Source organism: Streptomyces sp. NPDC002896, from assembly GCF_040295225.1.
In the GTDB taxonomy this organism is placed as follows: domain Bacteria; phylum Actinomycetota; class Actinomycetes; order Streptomycetales; family Streptomycetaceae; genus Streptomyces.
In genome coordinates this window covers 1-15,108 of record NZ_JBEOVA010000054.1, presented here as the reverse complement: position 1 = coordinate 15,108, position 15,108 = coordinate 1, and the positions used below count along the sequence as shown (strand labels likewise).

The 15,108-nt window shown below is 67.5% G+C and carries 14 protein-coding genes and 2 pseudogenes; 7 read left to right on the top strand and 9 right to left on the bottom strand.

Features of this window, described 5'->3' with window-relative positions; translation table 11 throughout:
- The first annotated feature begins 298 nt into the window (after positions 1-298).
- The gene (locus ABT009_RS44115) at positions 299-1,132 is read left to right on the top strand and encodes an LLM class flavin-dependent oxidoreductase (protein ID WP_351307995.1); all 834 of its coding nucleotides are present in this window, start codon (positions 299-301) and stop codon (positions 1,130-1,132) included.
- Between the two features lie 23 nt (positions 1,133-1,155).
- Here the strand turns inward: ABT009_RS44115 and ABT009_RS44110 are convergent, their stop codons facing one another.
- Entirely contained in the window at positions 1,156-1,350 is a 195-nt protein-coding gene (locus ABT009_RS44110; RefSeq protein WP_351307992.1) for a recombinase, read from the bottom strand.
- A gap of 113 nt (positions 1,351-1,463) precedes the next feature.
- Positions 1,464-2,687 carry a PP2C family protein-serine/threonine phosphatase gene (locus ABT009_RS44105; RefSeq protein ID WP_351308054.1) on the bottom strand — a complete coding sequence of 408 codons (1,224 nt, stop codon included), beginning with the start codon at positions 2,685-2,687 and terminating at the stop codon, positions 1,464-1,466.
- A 601-nt stretch (positions 2,688-3,288) separates the two neighbouring features.
- On the opposite strand from ABT009_RS44105, the gene ABT009_RS44100 reads away from it, so the two are divergent.
- Together ABT009_RS44100 and ABT009_RS44095 are read left to right on the top strand one after the other, a co-directional pair.
- A complete protein-coding gene (locus ABT009_RS44100; RefSeq protein ID WP_351307989.1) occupies positions 3,289-4,065 on the top strand; it encodes a class I SAM-dependent methyltransferase in 777 nt (258 codons plus the stop codon).
- Between the two features lie 87 nt (positions 4,066-4,152).
- Positions 4,153-4,915 (top strand): annotated as a pseudogene (locus tag ABT009_RS44095) (IS5 family transposase); the annotation flags it as partial.
- A 36-nt stretch (positions 4,916-4,951) separates the two neighbouring features.
- On the opposite strand, the gene ABT009_RS44090 reads toward ABT009_RS44095, so the two are convergent.
- A complete protein-coding gene (locus ABT009_RS44090; protein WP_351307987.1) occupies positions 4,952-6,544 on the bottom strand; it encodes an FUSC family protein in 1,593 nt (530 codons plus the stop codon).
- 113 nt (positions 6,545-6,657) lie between these two features.
- Between ABT009_RS44090 and ABT009_RS44085 the strand changes: the two genes are divergently transcribed.
- The 4 genes from ABT009_RS44085 (at position 6,658) to ABT009_RS44070 (ending at position 9,923) form a co-directional block, all read left to right on the top strand.
- Entirely contained in the window at positions 6,658-7,266 is a 609-nt protein-coding gene (locus tag ABT009_RS44085) for a TetR/AcrR family transcriptional regulator (protein WP_351307984.1), read from the top strand.
- Between the two features lie 496 nt (positions 7,267-7,762).
- Positions 7,763-8,458: a ThuA domain-containing protein gene (locus ABT009_RS44080; RefSeq protein WP_351307981.1), complete on the top strand. Its 696-nt coding sequence runs from the start codon at positions 7,763-7,765 to the stop codon at positions 8,456-8,458.
- A complete protein-coding gene (locus tag ABT009_RS44075; protein ID WP_351307978.1) occupies positions 8,443-9,546 on the top strand; it encodes a Gfo/Idh/MocA family protein in 1,104 nt (367 codons plus the stop codon). The genes ABT009_RS44080 and ABT009_RS44075 overlap by 16 nt, the downstream gene beginning before the upstream one ends.
- Positions 9,547-9,683: 137 nt before the next feature.
- Positions 9,684-9,923 (top strand): hypothetical protein, encoded by a 240-nt coding sequence (locus ABT009_RS44070; RefSeq protein WP_351307975.1) that lies wholly within the window; start codon positions 9,684-9,686, stop codon positions 9,921-9,923.
- Here ABT009_RS44070 and ABT009_RS44065 read toward each other — a convergent pair.
- From ABT009_RS44065 to ABT009_RS44040, 6 genes and pseudogenes are all read right to left on the bottom strand, one after another.
- Positions 9,920-10,489 (bottom strand): hypothetical protein, encoded by a 570-nt coding sequence (locus tag ABT009_RS44065; protein WP_351307972.1) that lies wholly within the window; start codon positions 10,487-10,489, stop codon positions 9,920-9,922. The two genes, ABT009_RS44070 and ABT009_RS44065, sit on opposite strands and share 4 nt — an antisense overlap.
- 238 nt (positions 10,490-10,727) lie before the next feature.
- Positions 10,728-10,964, bottom strand: a complete 237-nt coding sequence (locus tag ABT009_RS44060) for an SsgA family sporulation/cell division regulator (protein WP_351307970.1) — start codon at positions 10,962-10,964, stop codon at positions 10,728-10,730.
- 190 nt (positions 10,965-11,154) lie between these two features.
- Positions 11,155-11,463, bottom strand: coding sequence for a hypothetical protein (locus ABT009_RS44055; protein ID WP_351307967.1), 309 nt, complete (start codon positions 11,461-11,463; stop codon positions 11,155-11,157).
- Between the two features lie 614 nt (positions 11,464-12,077).
- The gene (locus ABT009_RS44050; RefSeq protein ID WP_351307964.1) at positions 12,078-13,589 is read right to left on the bottom strand and encodes an MFS transporter; all 1,512 of its coding nucleotides are present in this window, start codon (positions 13,587-13,589) and stop codon (positions 12,078-12,080) included.
- 68 nt (positions 13,590-13,657) lie between these two features.
- Positions 13,658-14,150: pseudogene (locus ABT009_RS44045) on the bottom strand (NAD(P)/FAD-dependent oxidoreductase); the annotation flags it as partial.
- A gap of 205 nt (positions 14,151-14,355) precedes the next feature.
- Positions 14,356-14,979 (bottom strand): malonic semialdehyde reductase, encoded by a 624-nt coding sequence (locus ABT009_RS44040; RefSeq protein ID WP_351307961.1) that lies wholly within the window; start codon positions 14,977-14,979, stop codon positions 14,356-14,358.
- Positions 14,980-15,108: the final 129 nt, after the last annotated feature.

Sequence of the window (15,108 nt, the reverse complement as noted above, 5' to 3'; positions counted from 1 at the left end):
ACGCGTCTGCCCACCGCCGACTCAGCTTGTTCTTTATGGTCTTGTCCCGTTTCGGGTGTGGGGTGCAGGGGGTGCTCCTTATCGGTTGCTGGCAGGTGGGGACAGCGGACGCTGCATGCCCCGCCCATGGCAGCGGTGGAGATGGCACGGTCCCGCCGGGTCTCGCTGATCGGTGCTGCGTTGACCGGTGACCCAATTCACAGGCCGTTCACAGGCCGTGAAATGGGCCCGCCAGACTGAGCGGGGGATTGCCATCTATCCGCCTCGTCCCAGCAGCCGACCCTGGTGAAGGTCCCTCGTGAACGAGAACTTGCGCTTCGGTATCTACCTGCCGCCGTTCGGCCCGTTCGGCGACCCCAACGTCCTCGTCGAACTGGCAGTACGAGCGGAGGCCGCCGGGTGGGACGGTGTGTTCCTGTGGGACCACGTGGTCACCGATGCGATGCCCATCGCCGACCCGTGGACCACGCTGGCGGCCATCGCTCACGCCACCGAGAATCTGCTGCTAGGCCCGACTGTCACGCCGCTGGCCCGGCGTCGGCCCTGGTTGGTCGCCCGGCACGCTTCCACCGTCAGCAGGCTCTCCCAGGGACGGCTTATCGTCGGGACCGGAGTGGGCGTCGACGAGTCGGGTGATTTCAGCAGCTTCGGGGAGCCCTCCGACCTGGCGACCCGCTCGGCGATGCTGACCGAGGGCCTCGGGTTGATGCGCACGATGTGGGCCGGTAAGGCCATCGAGCACAGCGGCCCGCATTACCAGGTGACCGTGGCGGCCACGAAACCGGAACCGCACCGCATTCCGGTCTGGATGGCCAGCTCCACCAACCACCCGCGGGTGATCAGCCGCGCCTCCGGCTGCGACGGCATTTTCCCGAACCCTGACGACCACGAGCTGATCCCGGAGGAGATCGCAGACATCCGCCAGCAGTTGCACCGCGCCGGTCTGCCGGCTGACCGGCCGTTCGACATCGCCGTGCGCGGTAACGCAAGTCCCGCGTGGCAGGAAGACAAGAACGTTGATCTCAAGGGGCTCGCCCAGGCCGGCATGACGTGGTGGCTGGAGTCGCTGATCCATTTCGACCCGCTGGAGCTGTCGATGGCGGTCGTCGACGCCGGACCGCCTCGCATGTGAGCGCATCGAACTGGGCTGGCGTTTCAGTGATCGTCCTTCGTTCGGCGGACGGTGGGGACACCGAGGTCGACTGCCGCTCGGTGGGCGCGCCGTTGGTTCTCGTCGCGCCTGGAGCGGAGGAAGGTGAGGGTGAGGTCGATGCCTTCGATCTCACCGATCCAGCCCGCGGTCTCGGCGGGCGGGCGGGCGAGCAGGTCGGCTTCCAGCTCGATGAGCACTCAGCGATCAGACGGCTGGGAAATGTCGATGAGAACTGACAACGCTGGAGGGACCGGACCGTCGTCCGCGTGGGCGGCGCCGTCCAGTTCGGATTCGGTTGACGTCGAGGTGCTCAGTCAAGAACCGCGAGGTGGTCGGCGACGCCCCCGTGCCACTCGATCATGAAAAGGGTGGCGTCGTCGCTGGTGCGCCCGCCCCGTTCCGTCTTCAGCGTGTGGGAGAGCCGTCGCAGATCCGCCCGCACCCCCTCTGAGGGCTCTTCCCCCAGGCGGTTGACGCAGCGGATGAGGCGTTCCTCACCGAACGGCTCGCCGCTGGCGAGGTGCTCCTCGATGATGCCGTCGGTGTAGCACAGCACCCGGTCGCCCCTCTGGAGCATGTGCTCTCTGATCCGGGGCGCCTGACCGCCGAAGCCGACTGGCAACGTCGTCGCGCTCTCCAGCTGCCGCACGACCCTGCCATCGCGGATCAGCAGCGGCGCGGGGTGGCCAGCGTTGACCAGCTCCATCTCGCCGGTGGCGATGTTCACGTGCATCAGCTGCGCCGTGACGAAGTGGTCGGGCCCGAACTGCCGAGAAATGGCATCGTCCATGAACGCGTACTTCTCGGCCAGGCTGATGAACACGCGCCGGGCATGCCGGTAGGCGCCGATGGCGATGGTCGCCATCGCGGCGGCGTCCAGGCCGTGGCCCATCGCGTCGATCACGGCCATGTGCAGGATGTTGTCGTTGAGGGCGTAGTCGAAGCTGTCGCCGGCGACGCGGTAGGCGGGCTCCAGGATGCCGGCCACATCGACCTGCGGCACGGACATCGACAGCGGCGGCAGCAGGCTCCACTGGATCTCCGCGGACACGCTCATCGGCTCCCGGCGCCGGGCCTGGAAGAACTGGTCGGTGTAGGCGTTCTTGGTGACCAGCATGTCGGCGACCAGGCCAGAGAGCCTGCGCAGCAGGCGCCGGTCGTCGTCGCCGACGGCATCCAGGGTCAGGGCCATCACACCCACCTGGTCGCTGCCGTCCAGCAGCGGCAGGTACATCCGAACGCCATGGGCCTGCGGCACCTCGACGACCTCCCCGCGCAGGAAGGCCCGGCCGGCGGGGGAGTCGGCCACCGGCTCGGGCTGGCCGACGTGCAGCTTGCTGCCCGGAAGCGGCACCAGCAGCTCCTGCGCGTAGTCCTGGAGCAGGATGGAGACGTCACGACCTCCGATCCTGGCCACCCCCTCCGCGACCAGCGGGGCGATCAGCTGCGGCGGCATCAGCCGCGCCCTGTCCAGCAGCAGGCCGAGCAGCCGCTCGCCGAAACCCTCCGACCGGTCCACGATCTCCTCGCCCATGACCCGGTTCGCCACCTCCTTCTTCCCATCGCCTCCGCACAACGTGACCTGGGAAGCCGCCGGAGGCGCCCATTACGCCATGCGCGGCATGTCGGCCCGCACTGTCCACGGTCTTGGGACTCCTTGTCCGGGGAGCGCCTCGTCCTAGGGCTAGGGGAAGATCAAGCTGCTGGGACGAGGGCGGGCTGCGTCACGGTCGGCTGGCTCCCCCAGGTGAGGCGGCGGCCCGTGAGGGGTACCGACCGTGGACTTCGGTAACGCCATCGCAGCCTCATCCCGCAGAGCACTTCGATGCCCCCACCACAAGCCCTCAAGCGTTGCCAAAACCCGATCTCGTGAACAATGCCACCTGGGGCAGTCTCTGTCCCCGCGGTGTCTCAGTCTCCTGCGGCACCGCTGCCGTGCCTTCCCGACGATCGCTGTACCGCGTCGACGCTTGCTCGGGGGCGGGATGGATGCAGCCGACTACTGGGTGCGGACGGCCCTGCGCCAAGGCGGGCTAGGGTCTCTTGCGAAGTGGATCTTGGTCGGGAATCGGCCACGCGCTGTGGTGCGGAAACGGATTGATCGTCATCCGGGTGCCTGACTAACGTTGCCCGCCATGACGACGACCCCAGGCACCGCCGACTGGCGCGCGGCCAACCGCGCTAACTGGGACGAGCGCGTCCCGATCCACGTTGCCGGCCCCTTCTACGATCTTCCCGGGTTCGTCGCGGGCAAGGACACGCTCCGAGACTTCGAACTCGTCGAGGTCGGCGACGTCAACGGCAAGGCGCTGCTCCACCTTCAATGCCACATCGGGCTGGACACCCTGTCCTGGGCCCGGCGCGGAGCCACTGTCACCGGCCTCGATTTCTCCGCGCCCGCCGTGGACGTGGCCGGCGACCTCGCCGCGCAGATCGGCGCCACCACCGCCCGCTTCGTCACGGCCGACGTGTACGACGCCGTCCGCGCGCTCGACGCGCAGACCTTCGACATCGTCTACACCGGCTTTGGCGCACTGTGCTGGCTTCCGGACATAGCCCGGTGGGCGCAGACGGCGGCCGCGCTCGTCGCCCCAGGAGGCTTTCTCTACCTGGCCGAGTTCCATCCCTTCGCCGACGTCCTGGCCGAAGACGGCCGCACCGCCGAAAGCGACTACTTCCAGCGCGACCCCATCGTCGTGGATGCGCCCGGCACCTATACCGACCGCAGCGCGCCGACTACCGCGAGCCTGACAGTCGAATGGCGGCACGGCATCGGCGATGTCGTCAGCGCCCTGACCGCCGCCGGCCTTCGCCTGGAGTTTCTGCACGAGCACAACCGTGGCCACTTCCGCTTTCCCGCAGGCCTGCACGTCCCGCAGGTCTACTCGCTCCGTGCGGCGAAGCCGAGGTAAGGAAAGCCAGCGCCTGCCACAAGGGGCCGGTCAGAGCCATCCGTTGACGGCTGCGGCGACGAACCCGCCCGCCCCGGCCTGCGTGGCCCGAGAAAAGCCCGGCTCGATCGCAGACCCACCGGACAACCGGCAAAGGTCGACCTCCGTGACGTGTTCAACGCGATTCTCTACGTGAACCGAACAGGAATCCCCTGGAAATACCTTCCGCACGACTTCCCGAACCACGGCACCGTCTACGCCTACTACGCGGCCTGGCGTGACGAGGGCATCTTCGCCCAGCTCAACTATGACTTGACCGGACTGGCCCGCGTGAAAGAGGGCCGCAAACCCGAACCGACGGCCTCCGTCATCGACACCCAAAGCGTGAAGACCTCCACCAACGTGCCCGTGACCAGCCAGGGAACGGATGCCGGCAAGAAGATCGTGGGCCGGAAGCGAGGCATCCTCACCGACACGATCGGCCTGATCCTCGCAGTGACCGCCACCGCGGCAAGCCTCTCCGAGAACGCCCTGGGAATACGCCTCCTCGACCAGGCCAAAAACACCTACCCGACCATCTCCAGAGCTGGGTCGACACCGGCTTCAAGAACGCCGTCGTCGAACACGGCGCCAACCTCAGAATCGACGTCGAAGTCGTCAACAGAAACCCCGGAGTTCGCGGCTTCCAGGCCGTGAAAAGGCGCTGGGTGGTGGAACGAAGTCTGGGATGGATCATGATGCACCGGCGCCTCGCCCGCGACTACGAGACCCCACCGCCAGCTCCGAAGCCATGATCCACGTCGCGTCGATCGACAACCTCGCCAAGCGCATAACGGACGAGACGACCCCCACCTGGCGAGGAACCTACTAGGCGATAAAGGGCAATCCGCCCACACTAAACGCCCTCTCAGACGGGCTGGGGGGCGGGGCGGTTGCGCCAGGCGTGGCCGAGGGCCTCGTAGCCCTGGTCGGTGAGGAGGTGCTCTGCGGGGGCGAGGTCGGCCAAGCGGGGGTCGTCGGCGACGGCGCGCTCGATGACGCTGAGGTGGTGGATCAGTTCGTACTGCAGCTCCACCCGGGCTCGACACCCCTCGGGGGAGAAGGAGGCTCCCGCGACATTGAGGCGCTTCACCGCGGTGATGGCCGCAGCGGCGCGGGCGGACTGGGCGTGGACGAGGCGGCGGGGGAACACACAGCTGGTGCCCCAGGTGACCGCGACGGCGGTAGCGGCGCCGATGACGGTGTCGGTGAACCGGTCCGTGGTGATGCCTGCGACGGTGCCGCCACCGGCCGCTTCCACCGCCAGCAGCGCCATCGGCGTGATGGCGACTAGGGCGAGGGCGTAGTTGAGGGGGAAGAGCAGATATTGCCCGATCATGCAGATGACGACAGCGGCGACGGTCCACCATAGGGTCGGGTGCAGGCTGAAGACAGCCCAGACGACGCCGACACCGAGGAGCGTGCCGACCGTGCGGTGGGCCGCGCGACGGGTGGCAGTCACCCGGTCCATCCACTGGTTGATGACGACGGTGCTGGTCAGGATGGCCCAGTAGGGGTGGCCGATACCGACGAGCTGGCTGACGATTCCGGCGATGCCGGCGGCCAGGGCCATGCGCCACGCGGTGAACCACTCGACCGAGTTGCCCCGCAGGGCGTGGCCGAGCAGGTACCGCCATCCCGGCCGCCCGTGCAGGAGGTCGATACCCGCACGGGGTGCCGGGACCACGGCTTCGGTGCCGAGGCGACTCAGAAGTGTCTCGGCCAGAAGCCGGTTGGTTGCCATCAGGTCGGCCGCAAGTGCGCGGTGATGACGTCCGCGGTTTGCGGGCCACGCCGACCGCAGAGTCAGCCAAGCGCTGTTGACCGCCTGGTACGCGGCGTTTCGGGACAGCCGCGCAGTCTCGTCGTCGCTGTCCGTCAGCCGGTACGCGGCCACGGCCGCGCGGGCGGCGGCCACAGCCCGTTCCTCGGGCCACCTGGGGGCGAGGGCCAGGGGGACAAGCAGCAGTGCCGAGGCGAGCAGGGCAGAGAAGGCGGTGACGCCGACCATGCGCCAGCCGACGGCCGGATCGGCACCGAAGTAGGTCCCCAGCACGGCCGCGTAGAACATCATCACCGGGCTCGGACCGCGCGTGAGCATGAACGCGTAGTAGAGCACGGCGACGGCCATGATGATCACGACACTGGCGGGCACAACCGCCCACTGGTGCGGGGCGACGAGCACGCCGACCGACATCGCTGCGGTCAGCGCGGCAGAGACCAGAAGACTGTTGCGCACACGCGCCCACAGCGGACGGCCGGTCTCCCAGAACGGCGTCATGGCGCCCATCAACGAGATCAGCCCCAGCTTGGGACCGAAGACCAGGCAGGCGACCAGGACCGTCACGGTGGAGACAGCGGCGGACACCACGTTCGGGGCGATCGAGCCCGGCGTGTACCGGGGCGCGAAGAACCCCCACGTCGCGGCCGTCGCACGCCGCCATCCGGATGTCGAGGACACAGAGCTCCTTCGAGGATGTGCTGCGGCACAGCCGCAGAAATGAACAGACTCTTCATATACTAATTGGCCGTAGGCTGGTGGCCCCGCCCGGGCCGAGCAAGGAGGCAAGACCGGTGACCGCTCCAGCAGCCGGACCTCGCCGAGGACGTGGCAGAAGGCCTCTGGCCCAGGTGCGGGCCGACGTGCTGGAGGCCGCCGCCGAGGTGCTGATGGCGCACGGCGTCGCCGGATTCACGGTGGACAAGGTCATTACGACCTCCGGGGTGAGCTCGGCGACCGTCTACAAGCACTGGCCCTCACGCGGCGCGCTGGCCCTGGACGGGTTCCTGCACGCCGTCGGTGATCAGATCGCGCTCGACGACACCGGAGACGTCCGCGCCGATCTCGTGCGGTTCATCACAGCGTTCATCCGCCTCGCGGTCCGCCGGCCGGCTGGGCCGGTCTTCGCCCAGCTCATCGGCGCAGCCCAGACGGACACGGAGCTGGCAGCCCAGTTCGAACACCACTACTTCGGTCCACGGCGCCGACAGGCGTTCTCCTTGCTGGAGGCGGCCAAAGAACGCGGGCAGATCCGCAGTGACGCCGATCTCGGGCTCCTCGTCGACCTCATCTGGGGCGCCTGCTACATCCGCTTGCTGCTGCCCCACCTCACCGACCAGCTCACCGAGGACTTCGCCCCCGCCGTGGTCGATCAGGCTCTCACCGGCGTCCTCACCACCTGACAGTGAGGATTGACCATGGCATCGCCCGGAGGTCTGACTCTCCACCTGACTGACGCTTCGGTTGTCCTTGTGGTGAATCGTCGGCCTGCCGGGCGATGCCGCGCGGCGCGTGGCCGGCCGGGTGACTGTGACCTAACAGGAGCCTGACCAGCGGTCCCATCACTGTCTTTCTCTGATCAGCGAAAAGAACGAATCCCCCTCCGGGTATCACCCCCAGATCCAGCGATCTCGTCGGGCGATTACCGGGATCCGGCATCCTTGACGCCGCCTGAGCTGCTCCTTATGGTCACTCCGGTTTCGGATTCTCCCGAAATTATTTCGAAGCCCGACGGGGGCAACCGCGTCCGGGATTGCTCGCCCAACCATCACCCGGAGCGGAGAAGGACATGGAGATGCTCGCTTCGCGCCGCTCCCCCGCAGGCAGAGGTTTCGCTCCCGCGCCCTCGCCGACTGTTGAGCGGCGCCACACGATTCCACCGAAGGAGAACGTTCGCCAATGCATCGCAGACAAGCCCTTGTCGTGCGCGGCGGCTGGGACGGCCATCAACCGGTCGAGGCGACCGAGCTGTTCATACCCCATCTGCAGAACCATGGGTACGAGGTACGCGTCGAGGAGTCTCCTCGGGTCTACGCGGACGCCTCCTTCATGGCCCGCGTAGACCTGGTCGTGCAGTGCATGACCATGTCGACCATCGAGGAAGCGGAGGTGCAGGGCCTGCGCGCCGCGGTCGAGGCAGGCACCGGCCTTGCCGGATGGCACGGCGGCATAGCCGACTCCTACCGCAACAGCTCCGACTACCTCCACCTGATCGGCGGGCAGTTCGCCTGCCATCCCGGGGTGCGTCCTGCGGAGCGCACAGGCGAGCAGTCCGACAACTACGTCCCCTACACCGTCAACATGCTGCCGACGGCCGCTGACCATCCCATCACCCGCGGCATCGGCGATTTCGAACTCGTCACCGAGCAGTACTGGGTGCTCTGTGACGACTACATCGATGTGCTGGCCACGACCACGCAGAAAGTACGGGACTGGGACCCGTGGAACCGGCCCGTCGTGTCCCCGGCCATCTGGACCAGGCAGTGGGGCCAGGGCCGGGTGTTCGTCACCACTCCCGGTCACCACGTGCCGGTTCTGAAGGACCCCAATGTGAGGACCATCATCGAAAGAGGCATGCTGTGGGCAAGTCGCTGAACGTCGGCGTGATCGGCTGCGGTGTCATCAGCGGCCAGTACCTTGCGAGTTTCGACAGGCTGGAGGCGGTCAATCTGGTCGCCGTCGCCGACCTCGACCCCGACCGCGCCGCGGCAGCCGCCGAGGGCCGCACCGGCGTGAGAGCGTGCACAGTCGCAGAGCTGCTGTCCGCCGCCGATGTGGAACTGCTGGTCAATCTGACCGTCCCCGACGCACACGCGGAGATAGCCCTTCAGGCGATCGCGGCCGGGAAAAGCGTGTACGGGGAGAAGCCGCTCGCGGCGACCACCGCACAGGCGCGAGCCGTTCTCCAAGCAGCGGCGAAGGCGGGGGTCATCATCGGCTGCGCTCCCGACACGGTCCTGGGAACCGGCGTCCAGACCGCTCGTGCAGCGATCGACGCAGGACTGATCGGCACACCCATCGCAGCGACAGCCACCATGGTCGTCCCCGGCCACGAACTGTGGCACCCGAACCCGGACTTCTACTACAGGCCCGGCGGAGGCCCCCTGCTCGACATGGGCCCGTACTACGTGTCCGCCCTGGTCACGCTGCTCGGCCCGGTCACCTCGGTGCTCGGGACCGCCAGCCGCACCCGGCCCACCAGGGTCATCGCGTCCGGCCCGCGCAGCGGCGAAGCGATACCGGTCAGCACCGACACCCACGTCACCGGCATCCTCACGCATGCGTCCGGGGTGCTGTCCACCCTCCTCATGAGCTTCGACGCCGTCGCCACGAAGTCGGCGAACATCGAGATCCACGGCGAAGCCGGCAGCCTCGCGGTCCCAGACCCGAACCACTTCGACGGAGAGGTGCAGCTGCGCCGCCTCCACAGCGACGCATGGGAAACCGTTCCCGTGTCCGCGGGGTACCGCGACGCCGGCCGGGGGTACGGAGTCGCGGATATGGCGTTGACCCCGCCCGGTGAGGAACCGAGAGCCGGGGGCGCCCTCGCGTATCACGTGCTGGACATCCTGGAATCCGTCCTCACCTCCGCCGTCGACGACCGAAGAGTGCGCGTGACGAGCACGGCGGAGCGACCCGCCCCCGTTCGCCTGCAGTCACTCGACCATGAACCGCCTCCATGAGGTGTGCTGCGGTCGGCGGCCGAGCAGTCACGGCGAGATTTCGCAGATCATGGTCGCCGACCGGTTCACCCCGAGCTTGAAGGCCGCAGACTCCTGCGCCACCCTCATCCTTGGCGGTGTCATCAACGAGTATCGCTATGCGGCTTGACGTACAGCGACGACTGTTCGACCCCCCACAGGGGCGGCCGCCGTGGACACCTGGCGCGGTCACCCACGCTGCGGTCGCCGAATGCTCCGGTGACGGCCGGGCCCCGGTCTACCGCCACTGGCCGCAGCAGCATCTCTTTCCCGGCCACAGCCTGAACGGCTCCGACGGCAGCGGGCGGGGCGCCGATGCATTCGCCACGGCGAAGCCCGGGACCTTCTTCCCGCTCTAGAGATTCGTGCCGCTGTTGCCCTCGTCGTTCGAAGAGTCTCGCCGTTTGGTCTCGCCCTTGGCGGAAGCGCCCTTCTCCTGCCCCTCCAACAGCTCCAGGAGCGCAGCGTCTGCCTTTTTCTGGTCTTCCTTCGTCAGTTCGAGAGGTGCGTTGTTGTAGACGGTGTACTGGTCGGGATGAATGATGTTGGTGGTCCTCAAGGTGAACGTCAGAAGCGAGCGCCACCCCTTGCGGTGGCCAACCCTCACTTGGATTCGGACCTTGTAGTCACGGGCCTCCGGAACCAACCCAGAAAATGGTGCCTCGAACTCGATGAAGAGTTGTTGCGCTTCTCTGCCGGCCACAACGAATCCGGCCGGCAACTTCGGTTCCTCGTCCGGCCCGGGTTGGAGACGGGATGGTGAAGACGTCCACAGGAGTGGCAGATGAGAGGCGGGCTCATCGGGGAAGCTCAGCATGAGATCCTGCACGACTATCGGCTTGGCACCGGTGTTGTGAAGGACGAGCGGAAGCCGCAGGCGAATCATGGAGCCGTGGCAAATCGCGCAAAGGAATGAGGCTCCCACGTCTCCAGGCGCCCCTGTCTGGCGTTGAGCCACCAGAATGAGGCGACAGTGAAGACCAATGCACTGACCGACACAATGCTGGCGGCAGAAAGCGATGAGGACGCGTTCTGCTCAGCACCGGCCATCAGCGGAAGCACAAATTCAGTGTGCCAGCCTCAGGGTGGGCACGCTAACAGGATTCGGTGACGAGGGGCCCTCGAGCGACCCGGCCTCTCGATGAGTGGCAGCTGGGCCACCTTCACCCTTCGGCGAGGAAGTGCGCCAGCAAAGCGTCCAAGTCGATGTGGCCGGGCTCGGCCTCCCTGGGCACCACGACCTTCGTTTCCTGCAGGAGAGTCTTGATTCCCTGCGTCCAGGCTTTGAGGAAGGCCGTACCAGTTGGCGGCTTGAGAAGGATGTACGAGTCGCAGCGGCCATGCTCGTCGGCGGGCCATATGCGAACGTCTCCCTCGCCAGCGGGGTCAGCGGTTTTCACTCCTGGTGCCTGGAGTCATATTGGGAGGCCGCCGGAAGGGCTGCCGCCGGAATCAAAGAGGCCTTGAACAGAGAAGCGGGTACTACGGGGACCGGTGGCGGGCGGCACGAGAACGCCCGCAGGAGCTACATCTCGTGCCGCCGCAAGGCATGCGACCAACGTCGGTTGCCGGACAACGGCGACCTTCGTATCAGCGGCCAGGGCTGTACCGGTCGTGGTCGTCACACAGGTAGCTGACGCCGTGGTCCCAGCGGTAGTCGTCCTCGCGGCCCCAGCGGTAGTCGTCGCATACCCAGCGGTAGTAGTCGCTTCGGTCCCAGCCGTAGTCGTGGTCGCCGCCCCAGCGGTGGTCGTTGACCTCGACACTGACGGCCGGGCGCTGGGCGTTCCCGGACGTCGACGTCGCAGCCGACGCGGCACTCCCGGCACCAAGAACGGCTCCGCCGGCCACCGCCAGGGAGGCGATGGCGACAGACATGCGCTTCGCGAGGTTACTCACAGGTTTTTCCTTCGGCTCAGAGCGCTCCGCCAGTGCAACGGGTGCTCAAGTAACTGATGCAATTCGCGGGGGCAGGGTTCGAATGCAGCAGCGTGGGCCGCTCTGCTTCCTGCGCGTCGGTCGGCTCTGTACCGCGTCACCAGACGCGAGGGAGGTGCCGATACGCTGATACCCCGAGGTTCCATACGCCGTACGGAACTCCTGCTCAGTGATACCATACGTCGTACGGAAAGTCGAAGGGTGCTATCGCAGGGGAGAGACTCACCTGTCACTCGTGATGACGACGACGCGGCGCCGGAACCCGAACCTCGTGCCGGGCGACACTCCGCATGGCGAACTGGATCGCCCGACCGAGACCCGCGCATCACCCGAGAGCGGCCGTCACGAAATGCCCCGGCGCCACAACGGCGTCCACGGTGTCACGCCCCAGGCGGTTCCCGGCGAGAAAACGCTCGAAGAACAAGGGACCCGCGGTAGCCATGGCGAAGGTCTCAGGGGTCCGCCCCGTCAACGGTGCCCGGACACTTCCCCCTTCGTCTCCTCGTGCACCGCAACTGTCGCAGCAGGCGGCTGCAGCACGGCCTGCGCCCCTCTCAGACAGACCCGTTCGTTGGTCACATGTGAACGGCAGGCGCGGCCTTCTCGTCCTGCTGCGGCACGCCGCGGCGGTAGAGCAGGGCGGTCACGCCCAGGCCGATGACGAAGATGGCCGCCGACCACCAGTAGGCGGTGGAGTAGCCCTCGAGGCCGGCCTGGCCCAGGACGCCGGGGTCCTTGGGGTTGCGGCCGGAGAGGTAGTCGGTGATGGCATTGGAGGCCATCGTGCTGAGCAGGGCGACGCCGATGGACCCGCCGACCTGCTGGACGGTGTTGACGGCGGCGGACGCGACCCCGGCATCGGCCGCGGCAACGCCGGAGGTGGCCAGGCTCATCGCGGGCGCGATGACCGTGCCCAGCCCGACGCCGACGAGCACCAGCTGTGGCAGTACCTGCGTCACGTATCCGCTGTGCAGGTCCAGCGTGGTCATCCAGACCAGGCCGGCGGCCGCAATGGCCATGCCCAGCGGTACCACCCGCTTGGGGCCTATGCGCGGCACCAGGACGTTGGCGGCCACGGCGGAGGCGGACGACGATGCCACGATCATGGGCAGGAAGGCGAAGCCGGTCTTCAGTGCGCTGTAACCGAGGCTCTGCTGCAGGTAGTAGGTCAGGAACAGGAACACCCCGAACATGCCCGCGCCGACGACGAAGAGGGCGGCGAAGGAGGCTCCGCGGTTACGGTCCAGTAGGACCCGCAGGGGCAGCAGCGGATATACCGTCCTGCTCTGCCGCCAGACGAAGAGGGCCACCAGTACGGCACCGGCCGCCAGCATGCCCCAGGTCGCCACCGAACCCCAGCCGTGCGTCTCGGCGTTCGAGAAACCGTAGACCAGGCAGAACAGGCCGGCGGAGACCAGCAGGGTGCCGGGGACGTCGAGCTTCGAGGACGTTTCTCGCGGGGTGCGGTGCAGCAGGGCTGCGCCACCGACGAACGCCACCACCGTGAAGACCACGTTGACGTACATGGTCCAGCGCCAGTCCAGGTACTCGGTCAGCACCCCGCCGAGGATCAGGCCGATGGCTCCACCCGCACCGGCGACCGAGCCTGCGACGGTGAAGGCCTTCGCCCGCTCGCGCGGATCGGTGAAGGTGGTCATCAGGAGCGACAGCGCGGACGGGGCCAGCAGGGCAGCGAACAGGCCCTGGATCGCGCGCGCGGTGACGAGCATGCCGAAACCGTTCGCCGCGCCTCCCAGCATGGAAGCGGCCGCGAAGCCGGTCAGACCCACCAGGAAGGTCACCTTCCGCCCGACCAAGTCTGCGACCCGGCCGCCGACCAGCAGCAGGCTGCCGAAGGCCAGCGCGTAGGCGGTGACCACCCACTGCCGGTCGGTGTCCGAGAAGCCCAGGTCGCGCTGGGCGGACGGCAGAGCAATGTTCACGATGGTGCCGTCGAGGACTCCCATCAGCTGGGCGAGGGAAATGACCATCAGGATCCACCAGCGGCGCTGGTGTGACTGGTCGACAGGCACATTCTCCGGTGTGGTCTGAGCGCCGCGAGCGGCGGCGATGGTGTTCTGTGACATGGGGACAGCCCTCCAGGCAGCGGACGGGGTATGGCGGAAGGAGAAAGGGGCAAAAACGGGCGCAGAGATCAGGTACGGCTGTGGGAGGGCGTGGCCGCCTCGGTGAACGGGTCGCGCGGGTGCTCCAGTTCGATGAGGCCGACGGTTTCCCGCTTCAGGACCGAGGCCAGGATCCAGTCCACGAACACGCGAATCTTGCGGTTCAGCGTCGGCACAGGCTGCCGTGGTAGAGGCGGTGGAACCACCACGGCGGGCGACCCTTGAGTTTGAACCTGTTGAAGAGGATCGCGACGCCCTTGTGGAGGCCGAGGCCGGCCACCGCGCCCAGGTTCTTGTGTCGGTACTCCTTCGGCGGACGGCCGCGCAGAGCCGCGTTCACGTTGTCGGCGAGCACCGGAGCCTGGAGTACGGCGTGCTGCGAGTTGGGAGGGCACCACACGCCCTCTTCGGCGGCCAGGTCAGGAACCTGGGCGTGTCGCCCGCGGCCCACACGTGGTCGAGGCCCCTGACCTGGAGGGTGGGCAGGGCGTCGACGTGGCCACGCGGGCCGAGCAACAGGCCGACTGACAGCGGGTGACGCGTGAACTCGGCTGGAGGGCGCACTTGTTGTCACGGTGCCGATCGGCGCCCTGGCCTCGTTCTCGTGTCCTGACACCTCTGCAGAAAATCCGTCACAGCCACCTCGGTGAAAAAGGGCGCCGGTACTCAGAAGAGCACCGGCGCCCACGGCATGGCGCCTCTCACCTACCAGGCGGCGGCAGTGCCCTCAGGCATAGGCGACGGCGTCCTCGACGGGCACGCGGGGCAGCCGAGGGAACCACGGGTCGGCACCGGGGTGACCGATGTTGACCACCAGATGCGAGCGCCAGCTGGTACCGGCGAAGAACTCCTCGTCCACGCCGGCCTGGTCGAAGCCCGCCATGGGACCGGCCGCCAGCCCCGCTGCGCGCACCGCGAGCAGGAAGACCCCGGTCTGCAGTGCCGAGTTGTAGGCGGCAAGGCTCTCGCGCTTCTCGATCTGGTCGGCGAACGCCGCTCGCAGCATGTCGCCGCGAGCCGGGAAGACCGTCGGCATCTGCTCGTGGAAGTCGACGTCGTACGCCAGGATCGCCACGGCCGGCGCACTGAGCGTCTTGGCCCTGTTGCCCTCGTCGAGATGCCGGACCAGTCGCTCCTTGCCCTCGCGGGTGCGCACGAAGAGCACGCGCAGAGGCTGGCCGTTGGCGGCGCTCGGCGACCAGCGGGCGAGTTCCCAGATCATGGCGAGTTCGTCGTCAGCAACGGCTGTTGCGGCAAAGGTGTTCGCGGTGCGGGCCTCGGTGAACAGCACCTTTCGTCCGGCGTCGTCGAGGACATCGAGGGCCTGCGGTTCGCGGTCGGTCATGCTCATGGTTTCTCTCTTACTTCGGTTGTGCGGATGGTGTGGTGCCGGGGCGGGTTGACCGACCGCGAACCGCAGGCCCTCGATGTCCTCGACGACGCCGGACGAAAGGTGCTGTTCACCGAGGCCCGCACCGCG

Coding starts and splice junctions, on each gene's coding strand:
- ABT009_RS44050 (WP_351307964.1), bottom strand. CDS start 13,589: ATGTCACAGAACACCATCGCCGCCGCTCGCGGCGCTCAGACCACACCG.
- ABT009_RS44100 (WP_351307989.1), top strand. CDS start 3,289: ATGACGACGACCCCAGGCACCGCCGACTGGCGCGCGGCCAACCGCGCT.
- ABT009_RS44080 (WP_351307981.1), top strand. CDS start 7,763: ATGCATCGCAGACAAGCCCTTGTCGTGCGCGGCGGCTGGGACGGCCAT.
- ABT009_RS44105 (WP_351308054.1), bottom strand. CDS start 2,687: ATGGGCGAGGAGATCGTGGACCGGTCGGAGGGTTTCGGCGAGCGGCTG.
- ABT009_RS44040 (WP_351307961.1), bottom strand. CDS start 14,979: ATGAGCATGACCGACCGCGAACCGCAGGCCCTCGATGTCCTCGACGAC.
- ABT009_RS44070 (WP_351307975.1), top strand. CDS start 9,684: ATGCGGCTTGACGTACAGCGACGACTGTTCGACCCCCCACAGGGGCGG.